The sequence below is a fragment of the Aestuariibaculum marinum genome (assembly GCF_014596975.1).
In the GTDB taxonomy this organism is placed as follows: Bacteria; Bacteroidota; Bacteroidia; order Flavobacteriales; family Flavobacteriaceae; genus Aestuariibaculum; species Aestuariibaculum marinum.
Genome location: NZ_JACVXD010000001.1, coordinates 438,217 through 456,495, shown reverse-complemented (window position 1 = coordinate 456,495; position 18,279 = coordinate 438,217). Strand labels below are relative to the sequence as shown.

Below are 18,279 nucleotides of genomic sequence, written 5' to 3'. Positions count from 1 at the left end.
TTGTCAGGTTAAATAATTGTTAATTTAATTCATATTAACTCAAAACTAAAAAATTTATGAACCAAAAATTATTCAAACTACTGTTTGTATTTTGTTTCTTCGGTGTGTTATATGCCGGAGCACAAACTACAGTTTCAGGGGTTGTTTCTGATGCTACTAGCGGGATTCCTCTTCCGGGAGCGAACGTTATTGTAAAGGGAACATCAAAGGGAGTTGCAACAGATTTCGATGGACGTTATGTTATCGAACTTGCCGGCGATGAAATATTGGTGTTTTCCAGCATTGGATATACAACCAAAGAAATTTCTGTTGCAGGGCAAACATCAATTGATGTGCAACTTGCTGAAAGTACTGAAAGTTTAGAAGAGGTTGTTGTTACCTCTTTCGGTATAACCAAAGAGAAACGTGCTATTGGTTACGCCACGGCAACGGTAGAGGCTGAAGAACTAACAAAAACAGGAACACCTAATTTTGCTACAGCATTATATGGAAAAGCACCAGGTGTTCAAATTGGAGCTACTACAGGTGGATCTACCAGTGCTGTGAATATGCAAATTCGAGGTATTGGATCTATTACAGGAAATACACAGCCGCTTTATGTGGTTGATGGTATTCCTATTCGAAATGATAACGTAGACAATACAAGTTATTGGAACGATCAACGTATTCAGGGTAATGGTATTTTAGATATTAACCCTGAAGATATTGAGAATATATCGATTTTAAAAGGAGCTTCTGCAGCTGCAACATATGGTAATGAAGCCTTAAACGGGGTTGTATTAATTACAACAAAAAGTGGTAAAGGCATGAAAAAAGGTTTAGGCGTGTCTTTCAATTCTACTTACACAGTAGACAAGGTTGCTTATTTGCCACGTTTTCAAAATGTAAGAGGTCCTGGTTATCCGGTATACTATAATGATGCAGGTCAAGATGAAGACATGTGGGTATATACCGATGGTGTAAGAACACCAATTAATACAACCGTGAACTTTGGACCAAAATTCGATGGAGAAGACGCTTTAGCCTGGATAGGGGTTATTCCTTATAAAGCACAGGATGGGTATGAGAGTTTATTTCAAGATGCTCATAATTTTACAAATAATATTTCTATTGTTAATGCGTCTGATAAATCTAATATCCGTTTTTCTTACACACGTCAGGATAATGAAGGGCTTAGTTTGAATTCTGAAAATGATAAAAATATTTTCAACTTAAACTCTAGCTTTAACTGGAATGACGATTTAAAAACGGATGTGTTGGTTAATTATATCAATACAAAAGTCGAAAACAGACCCTATAAAGTAGATCGTTTAATGAATAATTTTACTGGTATGATGACGCGTTTTGATAATGGAGCATGGTATCATCAAAATTATGAAACGAGTTTAGGATATCGTTATGTTACGGGTAGTGGCGCAAGTTTAACACCAGAAGAAAATATCACTAATCCAGGGTATAGTAATGATCTTTTAGAATATGCGTGGCGTACTAATCGTTATATGATGGAAGAAAATTCAGATCGTGTAATCGCTAGTATTACACAACATTGGAATATTACCGATGAGTTAACCTTAAGAGGAAGAATGTCTACAGATTTCACTGTTTTTCAATCGGAAGACAAAAGACCAAATGTTAGACCTTTATCAATTGGGAACCCATCTGGACTTTATAGAATTACTAATGAAAATAGTAAGTTAGTTTATGGAGATGTATTTTTAACCTATAATAAAGACTTGACTGAAGATTTAAACATGAGTTTAATGGGAGGTTATACCGCTACAAAATCTTTGTTTAAAGGTCAAAGTACTGGGACTGCAGGTGGTTTAAATGTTGAAAACTGGTTTTCCTTAAATGCCTCAGCTAATACGCCTCAAGGAGGGTACAGAGTTAACAATCAGTGGGTTCACGAAAAAAGATTATCTTATGTTAAAGATGCCTTAGTTGGTACAGCAAACTTTAGTTTTAAAAATTATTTATTTTTAGAAGCTACGGTGCGTCGTGATCGTACATCTACTATGAATCCAGATGACAATTCATTTGTTTACCCTTCTGTAAATTCAGGTTTTGTGTTCTCTGATGCGTTCGAGATGCCAGACTTTATTAATTATGGTAAATTTCGTGCCTCTTGGGGTAAAGTAGGTAATTTTCCACAAGCATATCGTGCTAACATAGCTTATAACCAAGGTACTTTGGGAGATCAAGGAGCGGGTTCTGTAAGTTATACAACACTACCTTTAGCAGCGGGTAACGATGGTATTAAATCTGAAACGCAGCGCGATGTTGAGTTTGGTTTAGAGTTTAAAATGTTTAACGGAAGAATTGGTATCGATGCAACATATTACGATTCTCGATTAGAAGATCAAATTCTTCCATTAACTTTACCTAATTCAGCAGGAGCGAGTGATGTTTTAACTAATATAGGTACCATGCGTAATAAAGGATTTGAGTTAGCGTTTAACACAACGCCTATTGCGGGTAATGATTTTACCTGGGATTCATCTATTAATTTTGCATTTAACAAAAATACTGTAGAATCTTTAGCGCCTGGGTTAGATGAATTAGTGCATGCTAATTATGATGGTAGTGCGGCTAAATTAGTGTCAGAGCCAGGAGAGCCTGTTGGTGTTTTCTATACACACCCGGTAGCTACTGATGCTAATGGAGATAAAATTGTTGATCCAAACGGATTATATAAAGTAGACCCAGATAACTGGATTAAAGTAGGAAGTGCACAACCTAAGTTTATTGGTGGTTTTGCAAACTTCTTTACGTATAAAAACTTCACATTAAGTGCCTTGATAGATTTTAGAGTAGGGGGTTATGTTATGCCTACAGGTATTAACTGGATGACCAGTAGAGGTTTAACAGAAGAAAGTTTAAAATATATGGATGCTGAACATGGAGGTTTAACATGGTTTGAGAATGATGTAACTGGTGAGAGAGAATTAATCGCAGAAGGAACAGCTCAAGGGCCTAACGGAGAGCAAGTTTACGATAATGGTATTATTTTAGATGGTGTAAAAGCTGATGGGACTGAAAATGATTATATCACTTCTAACCCAGAATATTACAATACGGTATATAACTGGGGTGGACCTCAATATAGTCCAAACACTCGATATGAATTATATATTAAGGAGAATACATATTTCAAAATGCGTGAATTATCTTTAGCATACCAATTACCTTCAGATATTGTTAAGAAAATTGGTTTCCAGGATTTACAACTATCTGTGTTTGGTAGAAATTTATTTTATATCTACAGAACGATTAAAGATATGGATGCAGAACAACTTACAGCAGGGTCTAAGTGGTTTCAAAACGTTAATACAGCAGGTATGAATCCTTCTAGCAGATCATTTGGATTAAGTTTAAGAGCTAAATTATAATATGATGGTGAGAATGAATAATTTTAAAAGACACAACATGAAGAAACATATTTTCATAGGGTTATTGGCATTAGGACTTTTTAGTACTGGATGTTCAGAATCAGATTTTAGCGATAATTATAAAGATCCGGACAAAATTGGCGAAACAACAGTGGCAAAGCAGTTTACAGGAGTGTTATTTGCCAATGCAAAGTATGTATTACCCGAATATAATAATTATTTTATCATATTAAGACCTACATTATTACCTTGGACACAAGCCGCTGGATGGTTAAATGGCCTAGGTCAATATAAAGTTGGAGCGGCGACTGTAGATGAGCAATGGAATCAATACTACAGTATGTTAACGCAATACAGAGAGCTTCAAAAAATTTATAACGGATTGTCAGATGAGGAGCAGGCTGCTAACAAAATTTTTATGCAAGCTGCGACTATATACCTTTACGATCATACTCAAGAAATGGTAGATTTATTTGGATATATTCCATTTAATGAAGCTGGGATGTTGAGTACAAACGGCGGGGATTACATTTCGTCTTTACCTGCATACGATGCTTCAAATGATTTATACACTATGATGTTAGATGATTTAGCCATTATAGCAGACGAATTAAATAGTACGTCATTAAGTGCTGTAACAACAACTATATTTGCTAATCAGGATTATGTGAATTATGGAGATCTTGATTTATGGAAAAAATATTGTAACTCGTTACGTTTAAGACTACTTAATCGTGTGTCAGGAACTTCTGAGTTTTCAGCTCGTGCAAGTACTGAAATGGGTGCAATTTTAGGCGGATCATATCCAACAATCGATTCTAATGATGAGAATGTACAGATAGAAGTTGTAAACGTTGATTCTGATATTAACTCTAGAGGGTTTGAGGATGGATTTGGTAGTGATGGATGGTATACTAATTATGCTGGGAAGCTAATGGTAGATCATATGGTTGCTAATACAGATCCAAGATTACGTGTTTATTTTGAGAAAACGGTAAATGACGATTATCAAGGTATAGATCCTTTAGCTGATGCTACTAGTCAACAAACTGCAGCTGATGATGGAGAGGTAAGTTTATTTAGCAGATCGACATTCAACTTAAATCAGGTTTTCCCTGGTGTAATCATGGATGCCGCTGAAGTAAGCTTTATTAAAGCAGAATACTATTTAAGAAGTGGAAACGATGCTATGGCGCAAGAAGCTTACGAAATGGGTATCGAACAATCTGTAGAATGGTATTATTGGGTGAGATCAATTACAAATAATGATATTTCTGGAGAAGTAGATGCATTAGGAGCAACAGAGGTGGCTGATTATGTTGCAGGTGCTGGTGTAGCTTGGTCTGGTACAGAGGCTGAAAAATTAGAGTTAATTGCTACACAAAAATGGATTCATTATGGAGTTGTTAATTTACGTGAGAGTTGGGCAGAGCAACGTCGCTTAGACTTACCTGAATTAGAGTTTATGCCAGATGATTCTGATGTGCAATCTTTACCTCCAGTAAGGTGGATTTATCCGGATAAAGAGAGAGCATTAAATACAGAAAACTTCTCTGAAGTATCTTCTATGGACAATATGACCACAAAGATTTTCTGGGATGTGAATTAAAGTTTGATTTATAAGTGTAATCAAAAAGCCTTTCAAATTAATGAAAGGCTTTTTTTGTAATTAAGATTTACAGAATACCTTAAAAAAGTCATTAGGTTTTATGTTCTAACTCTTATATTTGCTTTTCAACTTTATAAAATATTCACCAAATTAATGGTTTTGCAATGAAAGTAAGTTTTAAGTGTCACACCTTGTTTTTTGTTTTTTCAATGACTATCATGTTTAGTTGTAAAACAGATAGTAAGAACACCACACAATTACATACGGCAAGTGTTTCTGAAAAAATAAAAGCACCGAAAGGTATGGTTTGGGTAGAACCTAAAACCTTTACTCAGGGCGCAAAACAAAATGATAAATTTGCTTTACCTAGAGAGAAACCCGGACATATAGTTTCTGTAGATGGCTTTTTTATAGATGCCGCTGAAGTAACCAATAAGCAGTTTCAAGCCTTTGTAAGCGCTACTGATTACATAACAGTTGCCGAAAGACCTATTGATTGGGAAGATCTAAAAAAGGAGCTGCCAGAAGGAACTCCTAAGCCTCATGATTCAGTTTTAAAACCAGGAAGTTTAATTTTTAATAAAGAGGTGAAACAAGTCGCTAATATGCGTAACTATGAGCAATGGTGGCGTTGGCAGGTAGGAGCAGACTGGAAACATCCTGAGGGGCCAGAAAGTTCCATTGAAGGTAAAGATGATTATCCGGTGGTGCATATTGCTTTAGAAGATGCTTTAGCCTATTGCAAATGGGCAAATCGTAGACTTCCAACCGAAGCCGAGTGGGAATCGGCGGCACAAGGGATACATAGAGATGAAGTGTATACCTGGGGTGATGATGCCGAAGTCTTAAACGAAAAAGCAAATACGTGGCAAGGAGTGTTTCCTATAAAAAATGAGTCGAAGGACGGATTTGAATTGATTGCTCCTGTTAAATCCTATTCAGCTAACAGTATTGGTTTATATGATATGTTAGGTAATGTTTGGGAATTAACAAGTGATTTATTTAACGAAAATTATTATAACCAAATTAATCAGAATCAGATATTAGAAAATCCAAAAGGTGCCGAAAAAGGATATAGTATAGGTAAGCCTTATATTGAAGAACATGTGATTAAAGGTGGTTCTTTTTTATGTAATGCTTCGTATTGTGCAAGTTTCAGAATTTCAGCCAAAATGGGGATGGAGCCTAATTCGAGTTCAGATCATATAGGGTTTAGAACTGTTGCAACTCCAGATATGTTGAAGTAATTGTTCTATTGTAAAAATAAGTAGTTTATTCAAAAAAAAAATCCCGAACTCGTGGAAAACCGGATCCGGGAATCTTTAACTAACTAATAAAAAATCTAATTTCTCTTTTTCAATTTCTTTGTTTTACCATTTTTCTTGTAATAGTAATAGCTATCGTTGTTATTGTGATGCGAATAATTATTCGATAGGTCGTTTTCAATGACACAATAATTCACATGACGATTATTTGAGTTTACATATCCTTTTGTAGAAACTATTTGCCCCCAACTGTTATAGTTAACTGTTAATCCTCCAACTCGGTTTAAAGTTGCGTTTTTACCACGACCATAACCAATAAAAACAGAACCTATTTGGGTTACATTTCCAGTACGGTCGTAATTAATCGGTATATTTCCTATATCACGAATCGTGCCATTTCTGTCTCTTGAGATGAAATTTCTATTTGGAGACGTAGATGTATAATTTACACTTACTCTAGGATTACTGTAAGATGCATTGATAGAGCTTCTTCTAGAGTTCGAATTATAATATGTTGTATTATATAGAAATTCATAATCAAAATTTCCATCAGGGAAGATTGAAAATTCAATACCATTTTCAACGAAAGTTACAGGTTGAACATAACGGTAATGGTTTGGGGTATTTATAGTTGTTTTATTTAAATCTAAAGCCATAACACTGTTTGTGCTAAAAAGCATCCCTGCGAATAAAAGTACTAGTGTTTTCATAATCGTTCATTTTTTTGATTTTACCTACTCATAAGCTTTTCGGTTTCCGCTTCGTTTATCAATTGACCAATTTGCGTGCCAAAAATATACACTTCTGTTTATCAGTAATCTACATTTTGTTGGAGTGCTTAGATTTTTATTATTTTTATAACAACCAACCATTATCAGATGAAAAAACCTTTAGAAACTTGTAGAAACTGTGAAAATAGATTTGAGCAAGGTTTTGATTTTTGCCCGTATTGTGGACAAAAATCAAATGATCAACTTACCGTTTCGGTATTGTTTTACAATACAATTAGTAATTACTTTTCTGTAGATGCGCGTTTTTTTAAGAGTTTTATTCCTCTCATGATTAAGCCTGGGTATTTAGCGAAACGTTTTGTTGAAGGCAAACGATTGTTGTATTTACATCCAGCGCAAATGTATTTGTTTATATCTGTGGTGTTTTTCTTTTTGTTTTCGTTTATTAGTAGAAAACAAGTTGAAACAGTTAATAAAGTTCTAGAAAAAAAGGAAATTCCTGTTGTTGTACATGATAGTTTGAAGACTCAAATTATAGATTCTTTAAGAAATGTAACGACCACAAAATATATTGATAAAAACGATTTTTCGTTTGATGGAAGAACAGTCGACTCTTTGATAGCTATTGATGCCCCTAAAGAAGCTATCTTTCAAGCAATGGGGGTGAATAGTGATGCAGGATTTTTTAAAAGAAGGATTTATGCCCAAATATTAAAATTTTATAAGCAACGGAATGGAGGGTCTATTTTACAGGCTTTTTACGATAGTATACCTATAGCTATGTTTTTTTTGTTGCCTATTTTCGCTTTTATATTAAAACTATTGTATTATAAAAAAGTTCCGTTCTCTTACAATCTCGTGTTTAGCTTGTATTTCTTTGCGTTTGTATTTATGCTATTTAGCTTTTTAGTGATAGTAGATTTAATTTGGCAACCGATGTCCTGGCTAAATAATATCGTGCTGATTGTGGTTTTTATTTATTTCTATTTTGCTATTATAAAATTTTATAACCAAAGCAAACTAAAGAGTTTGTTTAAAAGCTTTTTGGCGACATTTTCTTTTTTGCTAATGGTAATTCCTGCCGCAATAGTGGTAATGTTTATGGTTGCTTTTTTGTTTTATTAGAATTGTTTTACAATTTATCTTTTAAATATGTTCCAATTATGGACGGGGATTTTATAATATCTTCAGGTGTTCCAGAAGCAACTAAATTACCGCCATGTTCTCCGCCATTAGGACCTAAATCTATAATATGATCGGCACATTTTATGAGCTCAATATTGTGTTCTACAACTATAATAGAGTGCCCTATTTCAATTAAAGCATTAAATGATTTTAGAAGCTTTTTTATGTCGTGGAAATGCAATCCTGTGGTTGGTTCATCGAATATAAAAAGAGCTTTCTCTTTATTGTTTCCTTTACCTAAAAAGGAAGCTAACTTAATACGTTGCGCTTCACCCCCTGAAAGCGTGGAGGAACTTTGTCCTAAAGTTACATATCCAAGGCCAACATCCTGAAGAGGTTGTAGCTTGTTTTTAATTTTTGTTTCGTTATTAGTTTCGAAAAAGGCAATAGCATCATCAATGGTTAAATTTAAAATATCATCGATACTTTTATTAACAAACTGAACTTCTAAAACTTCTTTCTTAAAACGTTTTCCTTTACAGGTTTCGCATTCTAAGTGCACATCAGCCATGAATTGCATTTCAATGGTTACTTCACCTTCTCCTTTGCAAGTCTCACAACGTCCGCCATCTACATTAAATGAAAAGTGTTTGGCTTGGTAATTTCTAAGCTTACTAAGTTTCTGTTTTGAGAACAATGCTCGAATATCGTCGTAGGCTTTAATATATGTTACAGGGTTAGACCTTGAAGAACGCCCAATAGGGTTTTGGTCTACAAATTCGATGTGTTTGATGTTACTGAAATTCCCTTCTAAATCCGAAAATTGCCCCGCTTTATCACTAAAGTCAGTTAGTTTTTTCTGTAAAGCAGGGAATAATATTTTTTTAACTAAGGTGCTTTTTCCACTTCCGGAAACCCCGGTAACTACCGTAAGCATACCTAAAGGAAACCGGACGTCAATATTTTTTAAATTGTTTTCTCGAGCCCCTAAAATGTCTACGTAATATTTAGAAGTACGACGCTTTTCTGGAATCTCAATCTTTAATGATTCATTTAAGTATTGAGCGGTTAATGATTTTGAATCAAGTAATTCTGTAAAAGTTCCGCAAGCGACAACCTCACCACCAAAGGTTCCGGCTTCAGGACCGATATCGATAATGGTGTCTGCCGATTTCATAATATCTTCGTCGTGTTCTACCACGATTACCGTGTTGCCTAAATCACGTAATTGCTTTAAGACTAATATTAATCGTTCGGTATCTTTAGGATGCAACCCGATACTTGGTTCGTCTAAAATATACATCGACCCTACAAGACTACTGCCTAAAGACGTTGCTAAATTAATGCGCTGACTTTCACCACCAGATAGCGTATTGGACTTTCTGTTTAGGGTTAAATAGTCTAAGCCAACATTGGACAAGAAGGCTAATCTATTATTAATTTCCTTTAAAAGTCTATCAGCAATTTTAGTATCGTGTTCGTTTAATTCCAGAGTTCTAAAGAATTCAGCTAATCGGTCTAACGGCATTTCTACCAAATCGGTAATAGTCGCACCTGCTATTTTAATGTAGTTTGCTTCAACGCGTAATCTCTTGCCATTGCAGGATTTACACTTGGTTTTTCCGCGGTAGCGTGATAACATCACTCGGTTTTGTATTTTGTAAGCTTTAGCTTCTAATTCAGTAAAGAAAGAGTTTAATCCTTCAAAGTACTTATTACCATCCCAAATTAGCTGTTTTTGGTCATCACTTAATTGAAAATAGGGTTTATGTATGGGGAAATCGAATTTATGAGAATTATTTACTAATTGATCTCTGTACCAGCTCATGCTATCGCCGCGCCATGGGAAAATAGCATTTTCATAAATTGATAAAGCTGTGTTTGGGATAACCAAATCCTCATCAATACCAATAATATCACCATAGCCTTCACATTTAGGGCAGGCACCGTAAGGGTTATTAAAACTGAAAAGATGAACATTAGGTTCTAAAAAACTCATGCCATCAAGTTCGAATTTATTTGAAAAGTGGCGTAAGTTGTTATCTGATAGCGTTTCGATAAAACATTCGCCCTTACCCTCAAAAAATGCGGTTTGAATGGAATCTGCTAATCTGTTATAAAAATCTTCATCATTTTTAATTACAATTCGATCTACGACTAACATAACTTCATCTTTTTCTGAAAGATGTTCAGCTTCGTCTATTCGTATAACGCGGTCACTTACTTTTATCCTAGCATAACCCTGTTGTGCTAAGGCATTTATTTTATCCTCCATAGTACGACCATCTTCTAAATGGATAGGAGATAGCAATAATAATTTTTCGCGTTCAGGAAAAGTTTTTAAAAATTCAAGTACATCTGTTACCGTGTCCTTTTTCACCTCTAATCCTGAAATAGGCGAGTAGGTCTTACCAATTCTGGCGTATAATAATTTTAAGTAATCGTAAATCTCCGTACTTGTCCCTACTGTTGATCTTGGGTTTGTTGAATTTACTTTTTGCTCAATAGCGATGGCCGGAGCTATTCCTTTTATGTAGTCGACCTTTGGTTTATTTAAACGTCCTAAGAATTGGCGCGCATAACTTGACAGACTTTCTACATAACGTCGTTGCCCTTCCGCATACAAGGTGTCGAAAGCTAAGCTTGATTTACCAGAACCAGATAAACCAGTAATAACCACCAATCTATTGCGTGGTATTACTACATCTATATTTTTTAAGTTGTGCAGTTTTGCACCTTTTATAATAATATTTTCTTTCGGATTTACTTCAGAAATAGTAGTGTTCATAGATCTTAAAAGGAATGATTTCGCAAAGATACTAAAGTATTTATTCTGTTAAATATAATCTGCTTTAAATGAAATTATCCTAGGTATTTATAATAAAATATTGATTGAAAATTAGATTTTTATGATAAAAAAGGAATAAATCATCGGCTTAACAATAAAAAAAGTCATGTTATTTTTGTTTTAGGAACGATTGTTGTTATATTTGAGTCTATTAATCAATTTGTCAAACTAACATAAACTTGCCTATAGCATAACATTACTTTAAAATTTATAACCCCAAAAGCTTGGAAGTTTTCTTCTATGCTTAAAAAGTAATGATTATGCAATACGATAACATAAAAGATGCTGTCTTAGTTAGTAGCTACATTAAAGGAGATGAAAGTGCCCTGGAAATTCTTATAAACAGGCACAAGCAAAAAATTTACAGTTTTATTTTTTCTAAGGTATACGATAGAGATGTTGCTGAAGATATTTTTCAGGATACCTTTATTAAAGTGATTCGCACTTTAAAGCGAGGTGCTTACAACGAAGAAGGTAAATTTTTACCATGGGTAATGCGTATATCACATAATCTTGTGATTGATTATTTCAGAAAGAACAACCGCATGCCTAAATTTGATAACACAGAGGAGTTTAATATTTTTTCGGTGTTGAGCGACAAGAGTTTAAACGCAGAAAGTACGATTATAAAAAAACAAGTGGAGAATGATGTAAGACGTTTGGTTGATGAATTGCCGAATGACCAAAAGCAAGTGTTGTTAATGCGTATATACGACGATTTAAGCTTTAAAGAAATATCAGATAAAACAGGGGTAAGCATTAATACGGCCTTAGGTCGTATGCGATATGCTTTAATCAACTTGAGAAAAATAATTGATAAGCATAATATTATTTTAACGAATTGATGCAATAAACTGATTTTTGCCACGTTAGTAATTTAAATGAATCCTTAAATTAATATAATGGCAAAACTTTACTCTGAAAATTCTATTAAAAAATCGAATGCAATGGAACCGCGAGAAGAAACGGTTAAATTTCTTCTAAGTTATTCAAAGGCTTTAAGTGTTATAAGTTTAAATGAAAAAAAGATATTTCTAACTAATTTAAATTGAGTCAGTTACTTACAAAATTCGTATTTATTTTTTCCCCGAAATAAACCCGAGCCCCGATTTTTTTTGTACAAATATGGTCGTATTTTAATTCGTATTTATGTGTGCTTATACAAGGTGTTATTAAAATTTTTTAAGTGTTATAAATTGTTTTTAAGAGAATAAAATCTCTTATTTTAGTTCTAAACCGTTTTCAAACAAATTAATTTGAAAACGGTTTTTACTTACTTTAAAATTTAAAAGAACGTTTGTCAAAAAAAACGAAAAAATATTATTGTTTAAAAACTCTAAAAAAGAGATGGATTTAACTCTTTGAATTGATTAGTAGATTCTAATCTTTCATTTATTATTGGTATATAATTTTCCTCAATCTCAATTCCTAAATAATTGAACCCTAAATCCTGAGCAGCAACTAATGTTGTGCCACTACCTGCGAATGGGTCGAAAATTATATTTTCTTCATGTGGTGGACATAAAGTATCGACCAATTTTTTTATTAGACCTAGAGGCTTTACAGTACAATGACTATATTTCTCGGATTTGTCTTTTTTAGATAAATTTTCTAAGATATTTGATTGGAATGTACCATCATCATTAACAGTTTTAAAAACACCTACATTGTTTTTTTGCAAAGTTTCCCAATAATTATTTGTTAAAGGCTTTTGAACAATTACCACGGCTTCCCATTCATTTCTAAAAGCACTATGCCATCCTTCCCATTTATCAGCATCAGGATGCCCCAATTTATGTAGTTTCCCTTGCAAGTTAAGACCTCTAGGGATTCCAGAATTTCTTCTGTAAACTAATAAATCCCTAGTGTAAAACCCACTATTTTCTAATGCTATTTGAACGTGTGCTATTGAACGATTACTGTTAAAAACAGCGACAGGGGCACCTGATTTACAGACTCTAAATAATTCATCAGTCCATAATTGACACCATTTCATATAATCTAAATCATTCTTGCGATTTTTTTCGTACCATCTAGCGTTTCTTACACCACCAGCAAGACCACTTCCATAAGGAATATTCTTAACCATTGTCTTGCTATCCTTGACTCTTTTAGTCCTTCTTTTGACTTCAGAATCATCCCACTTATGACCAATAAATTCATAGTTGTACGGTGGGTCAGTAATGCAGCAAGCAATTGATTCTTCAGGGAATTCCTTCATTACATCAATGCAATCACCTGAATAAACCTTATTTATTTCAAACATATTATCTGTCAATTTTAAAAGTTTCTTCTTTCTTGAGTTTTATAAGCCATTCTTTTAAGTCGAAACCTGTTTTTTCTTTTATATAAGTAAACGTGTCATCACCCATATACTTAATCCAACTACCAGCATCCATTTTAGTTAATGCTGCCTGCAAATTATCAGTTCTTAAAAACAAAAAGACGGGTCTGTATCCTTTTTCTATTAATAATTTACCATAAGATTCAAATTTTTTCAAAGTTCCTGAATCACCTGAACCTACTCTATATTTCGTGTCAATAGCGTCTTTACCACAAAAGAAATCCGCAGGTTCATCTGTACCAAATCTTTTGGGCGGTTCAAAATCTGCACAAGTAGCTTCAAACAAATCTCTCAAAAGATTTTCCCAACACTTACCAAGTTCGCGCCCCCAATATTGTTTGTTTTCACTTTTCAATTCCTGTGTAATACCGAATGCTTCCATCAAAACATCTGTATCATTAAAATCATCGTTATATACTTTAGTGGTGAAATTCTCAGAGTATTTCTCTAAAACTTCACTTAACTTATCTTCAATTTTGCTCATTATATATTAACTCTCGTTTGTTCAAAAACAAAGAAAATCAATTAAAATCGCAAAATCCGTCTAATTTTAAATATATTTCACAAATATAAATGATGGTTTCGTAAAACGCAAATTTATTTTCGTGAAAAGCAATAATAAAAAATATAACAGAATTAAAATCGTCCTCGTAGAACAAGAAAGGTCAAGTAAATGGTTGGCAGAAAAAATTGACAAAGATAAATCTACGGTTTCAAGATGGTGTACGAATGATATGCAACCCTCTTTAGAAACACTTTTTCAAATTGCGGAAATATTAGGCGTGTCCGTAGCTAAACTGTTGCATGATAATACCAACGTAGAAAACTAAACAGAACGGAAATAGCCAGTAGGTACTAATTTATAAAAGTAATAGTGGTTTAATCACAAATACTAAAGTAAGTATATATAAAAAGATCTGTGTTGAAGTGAAAAATTACTGTGTGTAAATCCGCTACTATTTTTTTTGTTTAACAGTAAGTCGAAAATAAAAAGCATGGGTAGACATAAAATGATTTCTGGGAAATGTCGTCTTTGCGGAGAGAAAACAATGTTGTCATTCGAACACGTTCCTCCAAAAACTACGTTTAATAGTAATACTAAATACGCATCTGTCGCTTTTGAAGATTATTTTAAAAATGAAAATCCTTTTAAAAATCCCCCAAAAGGAAAAATAAAACAAGGAGGAATAGGTTTTAATTCATTTTGTAAAAAATGCAATAGCTTTTTAGGTTCAGAATATGTGCCAGCTTACAAGAGGTGGGTGACTGGTGGATTTGAGATTTTACTTGATAGAGAGTTTTATTTGCACAAGTATACAATTAAACAAATTGAACCTTTAAAAATAATGAAACAAATAATATCAATGTTTTTAGCTATAAATGGAGACTTCTATTTAGATGCTTACCCTGAACTTTCTGAATTTGTCTCCAACAAGGAAACAAGAACATTGCCAGATAAATTTAAAGTTTTTGCATATTTGACAAGAGCAGAAAATATTAGATATGTAAACCATATGGTAAAAGCAGATTTTAAGGGAGGACAGCCTATAAATTGTTCGGAAATAGCATTTCCTCCATACGGTTATGTTTTAACGATTGATTCTGAAGATAAAATAAAATACCTAAATAACATTACAAGTTTTAAAAACTATGATGGGGCATTAGACTTAAATTTTAGCATGTTTCAATTATCTACCTACATGTCAATTCCCCTTGATTATCGAACTAAAACAGAAGTCGAAAGTCAAATAGAGGATAGTATTAATTTTATTAAAAAAAATAACATGTAATATAGATTAAACTTGATATTGTAGGATTCTCCTATGTTTGATTGTATTTATTATTGTTAAATAATTAAGAGGAATGGTTATAATGTGATTTTAAGTTACAATTCTAAACAAATTTTGGTTTTTATTAAATACATTAATTTGAATTTTCTTCTACAATTTATTGAGAAAGCGTTTTCGTATTTTAATTCGTATTTCATTTTAGTATTCTCCCCGAAATAAGCCCGAAAAAAATGTCCGCTTAACGCACGAAAAGTGTCTTTTAGTGGACATAAATACAAACAAAAATACGAGCATGTCCTGTTTTGTTTTTTAAAACATTGTAAATTAATACGATACAAATCCAAAAAAAATACTACGTTATCAAGTTATAAATTGTAATAAAAAGAAGTTTGAAGCGCTTCTGAATTAAGTTGGAAAAGTCCTAATGAAAATTAGGACTTTTTTGTTTTATAATAATCGTTTATCACCGATTTTCTTCCAATGGTTTTGGTTATAATATCTTTATCTAAATCCCAACCTCGTGCAGGAGAGTATTCACGTCCATACCATATAATTTGAAGATGTAAATCATTCCATAATTCCATAGGAAATAATCGCTTGGCATCTTTTTCCGTTTGCGCAACACTTTTACCGTTACTTAAATTCCAACGGTACATTAATCGATGAATATGCGTGTCTACCGGAAACGCAGGAATACCAAAGGCTTGCGACAAGACAACGCCAGCTGTTTTATGGCCTACGGCAGGTAACTCTTCTAAATCTTCAAAATTCTGTGGGACCTCACCATTATGTTTTTCAATTAGTATTTTTGATAAACCATGAATGCCCTTGCTTTTCATTGGTGATAACCCAACAGGTTTAATAATTTCTCTAATTTCTTCAACCGTTAACTTTACCATATCATAAGGGTTATCAGCCTTCTCAAATAATAAAGGTGTAATTTGATTTACACGAACATCCGTACTTTGCGCAGACATTAGTACTGCGATTAATAAGGTGTAAGGATCTTTATGATCCAAAGGCACCGGAATGGTTGGGTATAATTCTTTTAAGGTAGTTATTACAAATTCAATCTTTTGTTCCTTGGTCATAAATTGCATAATTTTGTAGAAAAGCAAAGTTAATATATCTATTGTATTACACTTTGGAAATGGTTTTAAATTGTAAAAATTAAATAAATGAACACATTAAAAGCAGGTGATACCGTTCCAGATTTTACTTCTGTAGATGAGCAAGGAAACACAGTGTCCCTAAGTGATTATAAAGGCAAAAAGTTAATCGTATTTTTTTATCCGAAAGCGAGCACGCCAGGTTGTACAGCTGAAGCATGTAATCTTAAAGATAATTTTGAAGTTTTAAAAGAAAAAGGATACGAATTACTGGGAGTTAGTGCCGATAGTGCTAAACGACAAAGTAATTTTAAAAACAAATATGAATTCCCCTTTCCGTTGCTAGCTGATGAAGACAAGACTGTTATTAATACCTTCGGAGTTTGGGGGCCTAAGAAATTTATGGGTCGCGAGTACGATGGAATTCATCGCATGACATTTTTAATTGATGAAAACGGTATTGTGGAGCGTGTAATAGAAAAGGTGAAAACTAAAGATCACGCTGCTCAAATTTTAGAAGCCTAATCTTTAGAATGATATTCTATAAAAAAGCAGCTTTTATTAAGCTGCTTTTTTATTTGTATGTGTAGAAAATATTATTTTCTTTTTCTAATTAAAGTTAATGGTTTTCTAGAATAACCAAATAATCTATAATCTTTGATTAATTCAGCCGTTCCGTCTGGTACCATATCTTCCCATCCACTTTCACCATTGGCAATCATGTTTAAAATTTCGCGAGAGAAAATATTCATGATGGTAGAATCGTACTCTTCAATATCAATCACTTTACCATTGTATTTAAAGAATTTATACAATTCTTTCATACGCGGATACACTTTTAGGTTTTCACTGGTTATTAATTCTCCAGTTTCCTGATCGTGCATTGGATATAGGTAAACTTTTAAATCTTTAAAGAACAATTTACCGAAGGCTTCTAAAATACCACCACTTAAGTGTCTGTAATATTTCTCATCAAAAATATCGACTAAGTTACTAACTCCCATAGCTAATCCCATTCTGGATTTGGTGTAGTTAGAGAAATACTCAACTACTTTGTAGTATTCCTGGAAATTTGAAATCATTACCGAATGCCCAAGAGCACATAATAAGTCGGCCCTATCAATAAAGTCTTGCTCGTCAATTTCACCCTCAGCTCTTAAGTTAGATAAAGTAATCTCGAAAACCACTTCGGTCTTCTCTTTATCTACTTTGTTTTCTTTGATAAACATCTCATATGATTTCTCATACATTTCCATGTTCACCTTGGTTACAGGTCTGAAACTACCACGGAGCGCTAAAATGTTTTTCTTATAGAATACTTTGGCTGGTAAAACATTGGTTCCGTCAGGACCAAACATTACGGCGTCTGTCATTCCATTTTTAACAAGTTGTAAGCTCATTAAACGGTTATCTACATTTTTAAAGACAGGACCAGAGAAGTTGATAGTGTCAATCTCTAGACGATCTTTATCTAAATGATCATATAAATAACGTAGTAGTTTTTTAGGTTCGTTGTATTTGTAAAAAGCCCCATAAATTAAGTTGGTTCCTAAAATACCAAGCGTTTCCTGCTGGTGCCTTGCGTCGTTTTCTTTAAAACGAAGGTGTAAAATAATTTCATTATAATCACCACCAGCTTCAACCTGATATTTAATACCAACCCAGCCGTGGCCTTTAAATTGTTTAGCAAAATCTATAGTTGCTACAGTATTGGCATAGGTAAAGAAGATTTTATTCGGATTTTTTTCACGTGTTAAACGGTTCTCCATAAGATTCATCTCATGGATTAACATCTTTCTTAAACGTGCTTCAGTTACATAACGACCATCATCTTCGGCGCCATATATAGCATCACTAAAATCTTTATCGTAAGCAGACATCGCCTTTGCTATTGTTCCAGAAGCACCACCCGCTCTAAAAAAATGTCTACAGGTTTCCTGTCCGGCACCAATTTCGGCGAAGGTTCCGTAAATATTTTCGTTTAAATTAATTCGGAGAGCTTTAGTTTTTAACGAAGGAATATCATCAAATTCTTTATCACCTTTTATGCTTATTTCCATAGGTTTTTA

14 protein-coding genes are annotated in these 18,279 nt (G+C 33.5%); 8 read left to right on the top strand and 6 right to left on the bottom strand.

Translation table 11 applies throughout. The features are described 5' to 3' along the window. Positions 1-56 precede the first annotated feature (56 nt). The 3 genes from ICJ85_RS02090 (at position 57) to ICJ85_RS02080 (ending at position 6,245) form a co-directional block, all read left to right on the top strand. The gene (locus ICJ85_RS02090) at positions 57-3,389 is read left to right on the top strand and encodes a SusC/RagA family TonB-linked outer membrane protein (protein ID WP_188222111.1); all 3,333 of its coding nucleotides are present in this window, start codon (positions 57-59) and stop codon (positions 3,387-3,389) included. 37 nt (positions 3,390-3,426) lie between these two features. Beyond that, positions 3,427-4,998, top strand: coding sequence for a SusD/RagB family nutrient-binding outer membrane lipoprotein (locus tag ICJ85_RS02085; protein WP_188222110.1), 1,572 nt, complete (start codon positions 3,427-3,429; stop codon positions 4,996-4,998). Positions 4,999-5,216: 218 nt separating this feature from the next. Further along, positions 5,217-6,245: a formylglycine-generating enzyme family protein gene (locus ICJ85_RS02080; protein WP_241739472.1), complete on the top strand. Its 1,029-nt coding sequence runs from the start codon at positions 5,217-5,219 to the stop codon at positions 6,243-6,245. 95 nt (positions 6,246-6,340) lie between these two features. Here the strand turns inward: ICJ85_RS02080 and ICJ85_RS02075 are convergent, their stop codons facing one another. After that, positions 6,341-6,973: a hypothetical protein gene (locus ICJ85_RS02075; RefSeq protein WP_188222108.1), complete on the bottom strand. Its 633-nt coding sequence runs from the start codon at positions 6,971-6,973 to the stop codon at positions 6,341-6,343. A gap of 168 nt (positions 6,974-7,141) precedes the next feature. Between ICJ85_RS02075 and ICJ85_RS02070 the strand changes: the two genes are divergently transcribed. Further along, the gene (locus ICJ85_RS02070) at positions 7,142-8,119 is read left to right on the top strand and encodes a DUF3667 domain-containing protein (RefSeq protein ID WP_188222107.1); all 978 of its coding nucleotides are present in this window, start codon (positions 7,142-7,144) and stop codon (positions 8,117-8,119) included. 7 nt (positions 8,120-8,126) lie between these two features. On the opposite strand, the gene uvrA is transcribed toward ICJ85_RS02070, so the two are convergent. Continuing rightward, a complete protein-coding gene (gene uvrA, locus ICJ85_RS02065; protein ID WP_188222106.1) occupies positions 8,127-10,907 on the bottom strand; it encodes an excinuclease ABC subunit UvrA in 2,781 nt (926 codons plus the stop codon). A 320-nt stretch (positions 10,908-11,227) separates the two neighbouring features. Here uvrA and ICJ85_RS02060 point away from each other — a divergent pair, with 320 nt between their 5' ends. Next, the gene (locus tag ICJ85_RS02060; RefSeq protein WP_188222105.1) at positions 11,228-11,812 is read left to right on the top strand and encodes an RNA polymerase sigma factor; all 585 of its coding nucleotides are present in this window, start codon (positions 11,228-11,230) and stop codon (positions 11,810-11,812) included. Between the two features lie 491 nt (positions 11,813-12,303). On the opposite strand, the gene ICJ85_RS02055 is transcribed toward ICJ85_RS02060, so the two are convergent. Then, complete coding sequence (locus ICJ85_RS02055; protein ID WP_188222104.1) at positions 12,304-13,233, bottom strand: DNA-methyltransferase; 930 nt, start codon at positions 13,231-13,233, stop codon at positions 12,304-12,306. A gap of 1 nt (position 13,234) precedes the next feature. Continuing rightward, positions 13,235-13,795, bottom strand: coding sequence for a restriction endonuclease (locus ICJ85_RS02050; RefSeq protein WP_188222103.1), 561 nt, complete (start codon positions 13,793-13,795; stop codon positions 13,235-13,237). A gap of 121 nt (positions 13,796-13,916) precedes the next feature. Here ICJ85_RS02050 and ICJ85_RS02045 point away from each other — a divergent pair, with 121 nt between their 5' ends. Both ICJ85_RS02045 and ICJ85_RS02040 read left to right on the top strand, forming a co-directional pair. Beyond that, entirely contained in the window at positions 13,917-14,141 is a 225-nt protein-coding gene (locus ICJ85_RS02045; RefSeq protein ID WP_188222102.1) for a helix-turn-helix transcriptional regulator, read from the top strand. A 165-nt stretch (positions 14,142-14,306) separates the two neighbouring features. Next, a complete protein-coding gene (locus ICJ85_RS02040; protein WP_188222101.1) occupies positions 14,307-15,101 on the top strand; it encodes a hypothetical protein in 795 nt (264 codons plus the stop codon). Positions 15,102-15,532: 431 nt separating this feature from the next. On the opposite strand, the gene ICJ85_RS02035 is transcribed toward ICJ85_RS02040, so the two are convergent. Continuing rightward, the gene (locus ICJ85_RS02035) at positions 15,533-16,192 is read right to left on the bottom strand and encodes an endonuclease III domain-containing protein (protein ID WP_188222100.1); all 660 of its coding nucleotides are present in this window, start codon (positions 16,190-16,192) and stop codon (positions 15,533-15,535) included. Positions 16,193-16,279: 87 nt separating this feature from the next. Here ICJ85_RS02035 and bcp point away from each other — a divergent pair, with 87 nt between their 5' ends. Continuing rightward, positions 16,280-16,735, top strand: coding sequence for a thioredoxin-dependent thiol peroxidase (gene bcp / locus ICJ85_RS02030; RefSeq protein ID WP_188222099.1), 456 nt, complete (start codon positions 16,280-16,282; stop codon positions 16,733-16,735). Positions 16,736-16,806: 71 nt separating this feature from the next. On the opposite strand, the gene ICJ85_RS02025 is transcribed toward bcp, so the two are convergent. Next, positions 16,807-18,270, bottom strand: a complete 1,464-nt coding sequence (locus ICJ85_RS02025) for a TonB-dependent receptor (protein ID WP_188222098.1) — start codon at positions 18,268-18,270, stop codon at positions 16,807-16,809. Positions 18,271-18,279 lie beyond the last annotated feature (9 nt).